This window comes from Absicoccus porci (genome assembly GCF_003725415.1).
GTDB lineage: Bacteria > Bacillota_I > Bacilli_A > Erysipelotrichales > Erysipelotrichaceae > Absicoccus > Absicoccus porci.
On the sequence record NZ_RJQC01000003.1, the window covers coordinates 180291 to 192471 of the forward strand.

The window sequence follows — 12181 nt, forward strand, 5'->3', positions numbered from 1 at the left end:
GATACAAAGAGGACTTCGGTCCTCTTTTTTTTATCAGAGGAAAAAGTAAATGAAATATATTGAAACAGATAAATTTAATCATGTGAGTGTATCCATTCGCTCTATTTTTGACTTGGATATTCATACGATAACGACCATGAATCTATTATGTATTATGATGAAAAAACAAACGGAGAAATATCCAGATCCATCTTTATTTACGTGTGCTTTAGCCGATACCTACGGTATTCGTATTGGGGTGGGCCTTTCCGCGTATGGCAAACAATTGGTCATGGACATTCGAATGAATGCGATTGAAACACGATGGATACCGGATAAAAGCTATCAAAAGCAAGCACAAGATTTATTGGATCAGGTAATTTACCATCCCTGCTTTACAATGGCTTCGCTTTCTCAGGCAAAAATGCAGTTAAAAAATCGCTTACGTACACAAATGGATGACCCTAACACTATTGCTTTATTAGATGCATTCTCCATGTTGGCACCACATTCCATTTCTATCCCTGTTCAAGGACAAATCAATGATATAGATGCGGTGACACTATCGGACATTCATCAAGCTTATGAGATGTATCAAAAAGCAAAAAAACATGTGTATATTGTTGGAAAACCGGATCAAGAATTATATGACTATCTCGATCAATTGGATTCCCATAGGGCGATTCAATCCAATTTTGAATTATTAACAGATACGCCATTACAGACAAAAAGCCAAACACGAGATATTTCACAAACAAGTCTAACGCAAGTGTATACCAATCACGTTTGTGTCGATGATCCACTTTATTATCCATTGCTGGTCACGAATTCCATTTTAGGACAATCACCAAGTAGTCTTTTATTTACAAACATTCGTGAAAAGCATAGCTACTGTTATTCTATATACAGTACGATCATTCGCTTTGATGGGGCATTGATTATTTCAACAGGTTTTCGCAATCAATATTATGAACAAGTTGTATCGTTGATTAACGAACAGATAGAAATTCTACAAAAGGGACTATTTGATGAAGCATTACTTTCCAGTGCAAAGAAAGATTTGATCGATGGTTTAATCAGTGGCCAAGATAGTTCATTTAGTATCATTGAACAAGCCTACTTGGATGATTTGATGCATCGAAATATGGAATTAAAAGATCGTGTTGCATCCATAAATACGATCACAAAAGAAGGAATCATGGCGGTCAGTACCAATCTGCATTTGGTTGCGCAATCTATTGTGAAGGAGGATAAACATGAAACAGTTTAATATGATTGTAAAAGAAGAAACACTGGACAATGGATTGCATGTCATTTTGGTTAAAAAGCCAGGATACTATCGCTCTTTATTTATGCTTGCTGTCAATGCGGGAGGATTTGATATTGAACAACAGTATAATGACTTACACTTACATCACCGGTCAGGGTGTGCTCATTTTCTCGAACATCAAATGTTTCGACTAGATGGTCAAGATGTCACCAATCAATTTGCGCAAATGCAAGCCAGTACGAATGCATTTACTACCAATAATAAAACAGCTTATTATTTTCAAACTACGGCAGATATCGAAGCACCATTAAACTTATTGTGTGATTTTGTAGAAGAATTAGATATTGATACAAAATCTGTCAACAAGGAAAAAGGGATTATTCTTAGTGAATACGATATGTATCAACAACAACCGGAACAACGATTGTTTAAAGAAACATGGAAAAGTTTATATGTGAATCATCCTCTTCGCTACGATGTATTAGGTACACCGGAAGATATTTCTAATATGCGTGTTGAAGACTTATCCACTTTCTATCATTATAATTATGATCCTTCAAAATTAACTTTGGTCGGAATTACCGGCCAGGATATTGACAAGATCATGGACATTATTAAAGAAAATCAAACACGTCATCCATCCTTATTAAATGGTGAAGTGAAACGAATCATTCATTCGGAACCAGATTCTTGTGCACGTTCCGAATTTTCCTGTGCAATGGACATTTCTACACCTTTTGTATGTGTTGGCTATAAAGAAAAGACAGAAACAGATATCCATTTGGCCATAAAAAAAGATCAATGTATCCAAATGGCTTTAGATGCAGCCATGACCTCATTAAATCCTACCTATCAAACTTGGTTAGATAATGAAATCATGACAAATATCAATGGAGCCGAATGTGATTTCAATGTTGATCACAGTGCTATCCTATATTATGCGCAAACGCATCATCCAGACGCTTATATAAAAATGATCGATGCAATGAGTAAAGAATTTTCCAAAGGAATGGATCCATCCATTTTTAAAGCATTAAAAGCACGTGCTATTGCACAAATGATTCGAGGATTTGATTCCTTTGAAAATTTAGCCGTAGAATTATTAGAGGCCCATATTTCTGGCTATGATTATTGGAAGCAATATGAGATGATCACAAACTTAGAAGTGGAACAAATCAATGCTTATCTTCAAACTTTGGATCTTGAACATCCCACAATAACAACGATTCAACCAAAAAATATGTAAATAAATAAAAAAATTGCAGTTTACAGTATATAAACTGCATTTTTTTATTGTTTTTACGTAATTTATCTTCGTTTGCTTAAAAATTCATTTCTATTTACTATATGGACGAAGGCAGGTGATATGAAATGGTACATTACCATTACCGGATACGTTAGGAGGTAAATTTTATGAATCTTTTTTGTATTGTTGGATGTATTGAAGAATTACCATCATTAAAAGAAACAGCTACAGGTGTTAAAACATGCAGTGTCATGATGAAAGTAGATCGTCCATTCGCTAATTCAGAAGGCATATACGAACAAGATTTGATTCAAGTGGAAGTTTGGCGAGGCTTGGCCGAAACCTTGTGTGCACGTACACATGTTGGTGATTGTCTTGCCATCAAAGGTCGAATTGCTTCACGTCGTTATGATAAAGAAGATAAAACCTACTATAACTACGCGTTCGTGGCAGAAAAAATCGACTTCTTATCCAAAAAATTGGGAACAAACGAAAGGTAGGTAGTTGAACTACCTGCTTTTTTTACGTTATACTTTTCTTGGAGGATTAAGCAATGAGACAGAATCTACATACACACAGTACATATTGTGATGGCAAAGATCAACCAGAAGAAATGATTCAAACAGCCATTGCCGAAAAATTTGATATTTTAGGTTTTTCTGGTCATGGACATTGTATTTATGATGATGCATCCATGTCGCAACAAGGACAAACAAAGTACATCGATGAGATTCGTAGACTCCAAAAACAATATGCCGATGAAATTCAAATTTATTTAGGCATTGAACAAGATATATTAGGAAGAGTGCCCAATCCTAGGGATTTTGATTATATTATTGGTAGTGCTCATTTTGTTGAACATGAAGGTCAGTTTATGAGTGTGGATTATAGTGAAGAAATGATGTGTAAAATCCTGCATGAATGGTTTCATGATGATTTTTTGGAGTATGCCAAAACATACTATCAAAATGTCAGAATGATGAAAGACTGGGATGAAGTAGATATTATTGGACATTTGGATTTATTGACAAAATATAATGAAGGAAACAAATATTTTGATTTTGAAAATCCAAAATATGTTTCCATTGCGTGTGATACAATTGATGCTCTTGCCAATAAGATCTTTGAGGTAAATACCGGAGCGATTGCACGTGGTTATCGAACAAGTCCCTATCCTTATAAAAACTTATTGGCTTATATGCAGGAAAAGAATATTCGTATCTGTTTAAATAGTGATTGTCATGATCGAACAAAATTGGCTTGTAACTTTCAAGAATCTTTAGAAATGATTCGTTCGGTTGGTTATGGTTCGATGGTTATATTGACTTCGGATGGTTTTAAAGATTTATCACTCGAAGCGTTCCAATAAAAAAAGAACGAATTGCTTCGTTCTAATGACGTCCAAATTGTTCATTTAATCCTTCGACAATATCTTTTGGTAATCGCACATTTTCAGTAAATGGGTTCACTACAATGGCGTGGACCTTTTTATTTTGAGCTACTTCATGTAGACATTCAACAAAAGGAAGTTGTTGCCAATCTACATTCACATACTCATCCAATGCTTCTTCTTTGTTAGAAAAGACGGGATAGAATTTATTGCTATCCATATCTGCTAAGATATCGGGTTGTCCATCTTCAAATACAGGAATCCAAACAGAACTAGAAATTAATGTTTCTAGCATGGAGACTAGATTATCTTCGGATTGGTCTTGGCCATAAGCCTGTAGCTTTTCTTTAATTGCATCCATATAAATCTTCTTTCTAAAATAAAAAGAGGCAATGCCTCTTTTTACTAACGGTTGTAGTACTCAACGACTAACAATTCATTAATTGGTTGTGATGTGAATAATTCACTACGTTCTGGATAACGTACGTATGTACCTTTTTTCTTATCTGCGTCTACATTAACAAAATCAACAGTTGATGTAGCAGCTTCTAAAGCTTCGTTGATCGTAGATAAGTTTTTTGAACGTTCACGAACTTCGATTTCTTGTCCTGGTTTTACTTGGAAACTAGGAATATCGACTTTCTTTCCATCAACCAAGATATGTCCATGGTTGACAAGTTGGCGAGCTGCACGACGTGTACGCGCAAATCCCATACGATAAACGATGTTATCTAAACGGCTTTCCAACATAACTAATAAGTTTTCACCAGATGCACCTGGTTTTTTACTTGCTTTCGCGTACGTATTAGCGAATTGTTTTTCACTTAATTGATACGTATGACGAATACGTTGTTTTTCCTGTAACTGAATACCGTAGTTTGTTAATTTGCCACGACGTCCTTGGCCGTGTTGACCTGGAACATAATTACGACGAGTAAGTTCTTCTCCTGTTTCCAAGATTGAGAAACCTAGACGACGAGACTTTTTCCAAGTACTTCCTGTGTTTCTAGACATAAGTTTCCTCCTATTGTTTTTTCACAAAACAATAACAGTACAAATCACTACTAGGCGTGTTATAAAAGATGCTTTCTACTATTCAGCTGTTAGTTACTCGCATCGCTTACGCTTATAACGCGTATCTTGTAGCTTTGTATGCTGCTATCAATTTATGCTCAAATATCATATCAAAGTGCTAGTTCAAAATCAAGAAAATTTAGATTATTCATGGAAAGACATACTAAGTTTTGCTATAATGACAGTAGTTTTTTAAGGAGGAATTTGGATGCAATCTGTAACCGACTTTTTATCATTTATTCAATCACGTATCACGTTGGCTACGTTGATATATATATGTATCATCGTTTTGGTGATTATCTTATTAGTCATTCTTTCCAATCATTTACGCCGTCGTAAAGCGAACGCCCGATTTGAGGAATTAGAGAAAGATGTGAATGCGGTAAGAAATAATTCATTAGATTATAAATTTAATAAAGCTAAAGCATTCGCAAAAGTAAATGCCGATATCATGGAACGTGTCAATGAATTGACACCAAAATATAATGTATGCATTGAAGGTATGGATGAATGTGACACACTTTGTGAAAAAGCACACGATGCTTTAGAAGGACATCATACCAAAAGAGCTATGCGCCGAATGGATGAATTGGAAACATCTTTGAAAGATGCACGGGAACGCATTCGTATCGTTACGAAAGCATTGGATAATATTCTGCAAAAAGAAACAGAAGTTCGTGATTTTGCGAATGCCTTAAAGGAACGTTATCAAAATGTGCGTCAAGTCTATACGACCAATCGTAATTCTTTTTATAAAGCAACGACTTACTTTGATTCTCGCTTCCAAGAAATTGAAAATGATTTCTCTAATTTCGAAGAATGGATGTATGCTTGTGAATTCAATAAAGCCAAAGACGAAGGAAACAAGATTGCTGCCTCCATCGATTCACTTTCAAGCGAAATTGCTTTATGTCCAGATTTGTATGAAAGAACCAAATCGATTATTCCGGCTGCAATGATGGAAATTAATCAAAATGCGACAGAATTATCACAATCGGATATCAATTTGGGATATTTAGAAATCAACAAGAATTTAAATGAAGCAGCTAGCCAATTAAAAGAAGCTGAACATCGCATCGATGTGGGTAATCTCAAAGAAGCACAAATGATGATTAGTCAAATTGGTGATGGTGTTTTAAAACTACAAGATGCGATATCACAAGAAAAGGCAGCCTATGATGAAATTCATGGTGGCTTAGAACAGAACTTAATCACTGTATCCGAGATTCAAGTGGAATTGAACGACATCAAAAAGATGTATTCGAATATTCGAGATCGTTTTGGTTTGGAAGATTGGACACATCGTTTTGCATTAGCCGATGAACAAATGGGCAATGTCCAGGAAGCATCAACGTTGTTGCAAAGAGAAATTAAAGCAGATCAAACACCACTGATTGAAGTTGTACGCTATTATCGTGAATTTGTTGCCGATATCAATGAATTTAAGACACAAATTGATGAAATGAAATCAAAATTGATCAGCGCAAGCAGTGATGAATCACGTGCGCAGAAACAATTGATCAAGTTACAATTGATCTTAAATGAAGTACGCTTAAATGCGGCCACACGTCATTTGCCAAGTATTTCTTCTCAATTTGAAAAAGATATTCAACAAGCAGAAGATTTAATTAGTCGTGTGCAAATTGTATTGTCGCATTCACCACTGGATGTGCCAACTTTGAATGCGGATCTACAAGATGCGATTGATTTTGTTTATAAACTTTACAACAATGCCAATAATTTGATTGGTGTAGCTGTAATGGTTGAAAATGCGATCGTTTTTGGAAATCGTTTCCGTTCTGCACATCCTTCGATGAATACCGATCTGACACGTGCTGAATTGTGTTTCCAAAATGGAGAATATACTCGTGCTTTAAAAATTGCAATCCAAGCTATTGAAAATCTACATCCTGGTACCTATGAAAAATTGATTGCGAAAAAAGATCCCGCTGTCATGAATCAGGTGTAGACCATGATTTATTTTGATAATTCTTCAACGACCTCCCTTGCACCGGAGGTCCTTGCCGTTTATAAGCAGTTGCTCGCCACAACCTATGGAAATCCAGATAGTCTTCATCAAGTGGGACGAAAAGCCAATGGCTTGATGGAAACAGCACGCCAAAAAATTGCACATATGTTAGGGGTCAAGGGCAGTGAAATATTATTTACTGCCAGTGCAAGTGAAGCCAATACTATGGCTATTATTGGATATGCCTTGGCAAATACTTCACGTGGCAAACATGTTTTGATTAGTAATGTCGAACATCCATCGGTTGATCATGCAGCAGATGTTCTTTCTCAGCTAGGATTTGATGTGGAAAAGATGCCAATCAATGAACAGGGAATCATCACTCCAGAATGTGTTCAATCCTATATGCGGAAAGATACAATTCTAGTTTCAACCATGCATGTCAATAATGAAATGGGAGCCATCAATCCCATTCGAGAGATTGAAAAAGTAGTTCATCAAAATCCAACATGCGTTTATCATGTGGACTGTGTACAAAGCTTTTCAAAAATCGATGTGCCATTTGAAATTTTAGATATGGCTACGATTTCAGCTCATAAGATCCATGGATTAAAAGGATCTGGGTTATTGATGAAAAAAGAAAAAGTACAAATGAAGCCGATCATTCAAGGTGGTCAACAAGAACACGGTTTGCGAGGTGGAACCCAAAATGCACCCACAAATATTGTACTCGCAAAAACTATTCGATTGGCTTTATCGGCTCAACAAGAAAGTTACGAAAAAATTAAGAAAATAAATACCTATCTACGACAGGAACTATCTCAAATACCAGGTGCACATATTCATTCACCTGAAAATGCCTTGCCATATATCTTAAATATTGGCTTTGATCAATTGACCAGTGAAGTATTATTAAATGCATTGGATGCCCATGATATTTGTGTATCCGCAAAGAGTACGTGTTCCAGTCATGGAGCTAATGAATCCCATACACTCTTAGCGATGGGAAAATCCAAAAAGGAAGCAACACATATGATTCGGTTATCCTTTTCTGGTTTAAACACAATGGATGAAGCAAAACAATTTATACAAATATGTAAGGAGATCATTAAAGATTATGGACTATCGTTATGATCATATTTTGATTCGATATGGTGAATTATCACTCAAAGGAAAGAATCGAAATTCATTTATCAAACAGTTATATCACAACGTGAAAAAGGCCCTGGCCAATTTTCCAACATTGGAATACGAAAGACAACATGATCGTATGTACATCTATTTACATGATGAAGATCCAGAAAAAGTCAGTGATGTCTTAGCTACTGTATTTGGGATTTCGTCTTTTTCATTGGCAATCCAAGTGCCATCGGATATGGATGTGATCATCCAAGCCGCTAAGAATAGTGTTGATCTTTCAACGAAAAAAACATTTAAAGTAGCAGCTCGACGCTCGGATAAAAACTTTCCATATATTTCCGATACGATCAATCGTCAAGTAGCAGGAGAAATTCTTCGAAATAGTGATTGGAAAGTCGATGTGCATCATCCTGATGTCAAAATCGTAATTGAAGTACATAAAGAATTTACATATATCATGACCAATCGCCGTGCTGGTGCTGGTGGATATCCGGTTGGTGTTGGTGGTAAAGCCATCATGTTATTGAGTGGCGGTATTGACTCACCAGTTGCGAGTTATTTGTTGATGAAACGTGGTGTCCATATTGAAGCCATTCATTTTGCGGCTCCTCCTTATACTTCTCAAAATGCACAAGAGAAAGTGCTTACTTTAGCAAAGATGTTAAGTGGCTATCAAGGTGAAATTTTGGTTCATATAGTGCCATTTACACAACTGCAATTGGCTATCTATCAACATGCAGATGAAAGTTATGCGATTACTTTGATGCGACGTATGATGATGCGTATTGCAGAAGGTATGGCTAAAAAAAGACATGCACAAGCAATTGGAACAGGAGAATCTGTTGGTCAAGTGGCCTCACAAACATTAGAAAGCATGCAAACCATCAATGCCGTTACCAATATGCCTGTGATTCGTCCGGTTGTGTGTATGGATAAAGTAGAAATTATTGATTTAGCACGAAAAATCGGTACGTATGAAACATCGATTCTTCCATATGAAGATTGCTGTACGATCTTTGATCCCAAAGCCCCTGCCACAAAACCACGAATTGATCGTTGTGAGAAATATGAAGCACGTTGGGATTGGGCGTCGATGGTTCAAGATTGTATTGATCAATGTGAAGATATTGTGGTTCGACCAGAAGCTACACAAGAAGATATATTTTAGGTGGTTTATCCACCTTTTTTTAAAAAGGAGCATCTATGTTAATTTGTCCAATTTGTCACACGCCTTTAGAAAGAAAAGAACATACATGGGAGTGTATCCATCATCATAGTTTTGATGTTGCAAAACAAGGGTATGTCAATTTGTCTATGAAACAAAAGAAACAACAAGGGGATAATAAAGAAATGGTCAAAGCACGTACCGCTTTTTTAGAACAGGGTTATTATGATTTCTTGAAAGCACAAGTCGTCATGATCATTCAATCCTATCATCTAAAAACAATTGTGGATACGGGTTGTGGACAAGGATACTATACCTCAGCTGTTTCAAAGGTTTGTGATGTGTGGGGTATTGATTTAAGCAAAGATGCGATTCAATATGCAGCCAAAAAAGATAAATTGGGTCAATATATTGTGGCGAGCATTTTTTCCATGCCGTTACAATCCAATGGCTGCGATGGTGTTCTATCCATTTTTGTTCCCTATGCCACCAATGAAATCCGACGAATTATAAAGACGAATGGTATTTGGATCACGGTTGGTCCGGGGCCGCATCATTGTTGGGAATTGAAAGAAATGCTCTATGAACATGTGAAAGAAAATCCAATGCCCAATCCAAAACAAAAAGGCTTTTCACATGAAGAACAGAAAATTATCACTTCAAAACAATGGGTGGATGATGTATGGGACTTATTGGAAATGACACCGTATCGATATAAAAGTCCAATCGATGGTCTGCAACGTGTAAAAGCTTGTACAGGAAAGGAAATCACATTTGAATTTGTGATCGATGTTTGGAGAAAATTATGAAAACAACAATAAAAAAATGGGGAATCAATGGCGAAGGAATTGCGTATTATCACCGAAAACCCGTCTTTATTCCCTATGCGTTACCGCAAGAAGAAATTGAATATCACATTGTCAAAGAAACAAGAAAATATTGTATCGGTGAGATGGATCGTTTGATCACTCAATCTGCACGACGTCGTTATCCATTATGTTCCAAATGGCAAACTTGCGGTGGTTGTGCTTTGATGCATACGCAATATAAAGAACAATGTAAAATGAAAAGCCAAATGGTCAAAGAAGCATTGCGCAAGTATACGAAATACCAAGGACCAATATTGCCAATTATTAAGAATCCAGATCCATTGGGATATCGGAACATGTGTAAACTTCCACTACAAAAAATCAATGGACATTGGCAAACTGGTATGTATGAGGCCAATACGCATGATTTTGTTGCGATTGATCGATGTTTTATTCATGAGAAACAAATTGAACTGGTTCGAAAAGCCGCTTTGGAAGTATTTGATCAATACCAATTGAAAGATTTAGAAACCTTGGTTTTAAAAGTGTTTGATCAAAAGGTGCAAATGATTTTGGTGACCAAAGAAATTACCGTATCTGATGCATGTATTACAGCTTTATCTGCCATCGATTCAGTTGTTTCTATTTGGCAATCGATCAAAAAAGAGGAAAGCATGGATACCTTTGGTGATACAATGATTCATTTATCAGGAACGGAAACCATGGAACTGACTTTGGGAGCTATTCATTGTCAATTATTGCCAAGATCTTTCTTTCAATTAAATACGAAACAAGCTTTGCGTTTATATCAACTCGTACAAGAATGGACACCAAATTGTCATACCATTATGGAAGCGTATTGTGGCATTGGCGCTATGAGCTTATTTGTTGCCAATAAAGCAGAATCTGTATGGGGCATTGAATACAATAGAGATGCAATCGAAAATGCGAAAATCAATGCGCAATGGAACCATTGTGACAATGTATCTTTTCTTTGTGGAGATGCCAATGAAAAACTGATGGGAACCAACGAATCCATTGATTGTTTGATTGTGGATCCACCACGTAAAGGATTAGAATCCATGGTCAATACAATTTTACAGAAACAAATCCCAACGATTCTTTATGTTTCTTGTAATCCAAGTACGTTAGCCAAAGATCTTGCGGTCTTGACAAAACAATATACCATTCAAAAAGTACAGCCATTGGATATGTTTTCCCAAACACCATTGGTAGAAACAATTGTTTATTTGGAAAGGAAATCAAAATGATTCGACTGTTTGTGAGTGATTTAGATGGAACCCTTTTAAATGAAAACCATCAATTGGATGATCGAATCTTGCAAAGTATAGATTTTGTGTTAGACAATCAATGCGATTTTGCGATTGCGACCGGAAGAGATATGCATCCACTACATAAAAAGACGTTGGATTTTGGGGCTCGACATATCTATACGATATGTATGAATGGGGCCATGGTCTTTGATTGGTATCGAAACATTATTTTTGAACAACCCATTGAATCTTCTTTTGTGTACGAATTGGCACAAACATTTCCGGATTTATCTTTTGATTATAACGGTAAATTAGAAAAATATACGTTAGCTTCTTATCAAGATATTTATGCTCGTTATCATGCACAAAATTTTTTTGGTGGGTTCATGAATATTGAACAAATGGAAAATTGGTTATCGGATTATCGATATGATCAAAGTCCAGAAGACATTGCTTCACAAACGATATACAAGATCAATGGGGAAGTCGATGATCCCAAGCGTAAAGCCGAAGTGCATGATTTTCTTTTACAACATGATCATCAAATTGAAAATGCACCCTTTCGACCGGATTTCTTTGAAATCACGGCCAAAGGTGTCAATAAAGGAATGGCCATCCATCAATTGGCACAATATTTACATGTCAGTGATGATGCAGTTGCCGTGTATGGAGATGGTGGCAATGATATGGATATGATGAAAGCTTTTGATCATGCGTATGCCCCTGCCAATGCTTCACAAACGATTCAAGCGTATGCAAGTGAAATATTAGGTCCAAATAATACATATAGTGTGCCTAAACATATGGAACGAACAATAATAAACAATAAAAATAAATAATAAATAATTGCATAATAGGAAATATA

12 protein-coding genes are annotated in these 12181 nt (G+C 36.1%); 10 read left to right on the plus strand and 2 right to left on the minus strand.

All coding sequences use genetic code 11. The features are described from left to right. Positions 1–49: 49 nt before the first annotated feature. The 4 genes from EDX97_RS08960 (at position 50) to EDX97_RS08975 (ending at position 3864) form a co-directional block, all read left to right on the plus strand. Positions 50–1249 carry a M16 family metallopeptidase gene (locus EDX97_RS08960; protein ID WP_128520822.1) on the plus strand — a complete coding sequence of 400 codons (1200 nt, stop codon included), beginning with the start codon at positions 50–52 and terminating at the stop codon, positions 1247–1249. Next, positions 1236–2495, plus strand: a complete 1260-nt coding sequence (yfmH, locus tag EDX97_RS08965) for an EF-P 5-aminopentanol modification-associated protein YfmH (RefSeq protein ID WP_128520823.1) — start codon at positions 1236–1238, stop codon at positions 2493–2495. The genes EDX97_RS08960 and yfmH overlap by 14 nt, the downstream gene beginning before the upstream one ends. A gap of 167 nt (positions 2496–2662) precedes the next feature. Beyond that, the gene (locus tag EDX97_RS08970; protein ID WP_128520824.1) at positions 2663–2995 is read left to right on the plus strand and encodes a single-stranded DNA-binding protein; all 333 of its coding nucleotides are present in this window, start codon (positions 2663–2665) and stop codon (positions 2993–2995) included. Positions 2996–3048: 53 nt separating this feature from the next. Then, a complete protein-coding gene (locus tag EDX97_RS08975) occupies positions 3049–3864 on the plus strand; it encodes a histidinol-phosphatase (protein ID WP_128520825.1) in 816 nt (271 codons plus the stop codon). A gap of 22 nt (positions 3865–3886) precedes the next feature. On the opposite strand, the gene EDX97_RS08980 is transcribed toward EDX97_RS08975, so the two are convergent. After that, positions 3887–4246 (minus strand): SseB family protein, encoded by a 360-nt coding sequence (locus tag EDX97_RS08980; RefSeq protein WP_128520826.1) that lies wholly within the window; start codon positions 4244–4246, stop codon positions 3887–3889. Between the two features lie 44 nt (positions 4247–4290). Further along, a complete protein-coding gene (gene rpsD, locus EDX97_RS08985) occupies positions 4291–4899 on the minus strand; it encodes a 30S ribosomal protein S4 (protein WP_128520827.1) in 609 nt (202 codons plus the stop codon). 268 nt (positions 4900–5167) lie between these two features. Here rpsD and EDX97_RS08990 point away from each other — a divergent pair, with 268 nt between their 5' ends. Genes EDX97_RS08990 through EDX97_RS09015 form a run of 6 tightly spaced genes read left to right on the plus strand, consistent with a single transcriptional unit; the run spans position 5168 to position 12155 of the window. Then, positions 5168–6928 carry a septation ring formation regulator EzrA gene (locus tag EDX97_RS08990; protein WP_128520828.1) on the plus strand — a complete coding sequence of 587 codons (1761 nt, stop codon included), beginning with the start codon at positions 5168–5170 and terminating at the stop codon, positions 6926–6928. Positions 6929–6931: 3 nt separating this feature from the next. After that, complete coding sequence (locus tag EDX97_RS08995; protein WP_128520829.1) at positions 6932–8062, plus strand: cysteine desulfurase family protein; 1131 nt, start codon at positions 6932–6934, stop codon at positions 8060–8062. Next, the gene (gene thiI, locus EDX97_RS09000) at positions 8046–9236 is read left to right on the plus strand and encodes a tRNA uracil 4-sulfurtransferase ThiI (RefSeq protein WP_128520830.1); all 1191 of its coding nucleotides are present in this window, start codon (positions 8046–8048) and stop codon (positions 9234–9236) included. The genes EDX97_RS08995 and thiI overlap by 17 nt, the downstream gene beginning before the upstream one ends. A 35-nt stretch (positions 9237–9271) precedes the next feature. After that, entirely contained in the window at positions 9272–10042 is a 771-nt protein-coding gene (locus EDX97_RS09005) for a putative RNA methyltransferase (protein WP_128520831.1), read from the plus strand. After that, positions 10039–11313, plus strand: coding sequence for a 23S rRNA (uracil(1939)-C(5))-methyltransferase RlmD (rlmD, locus tag EDX97_RS09010; protein WP_128520832.1), 1275 nt, complete (start codon positions 10039–10041; stop codon positions 11311–11313). The genes EDX97_RS09005 and rlmD overlap by 4 nt, the downstream gene beginning before the upstream one ends. Further along, entirely contained in the window at positions 11310–12155 is an 846-nt protein-coding gene (locus EDX97_RS09015; RefSeq protein WP_128520833.1) for a Cof-type HAD-IIB family hydrolase, read from the plus strand. Before rlmD ends, EDX97_RS09015 begins: the two co-directional genes overlap by 4 nt. Positions 12156–12181: the final 26 nt, after the last annotated feature.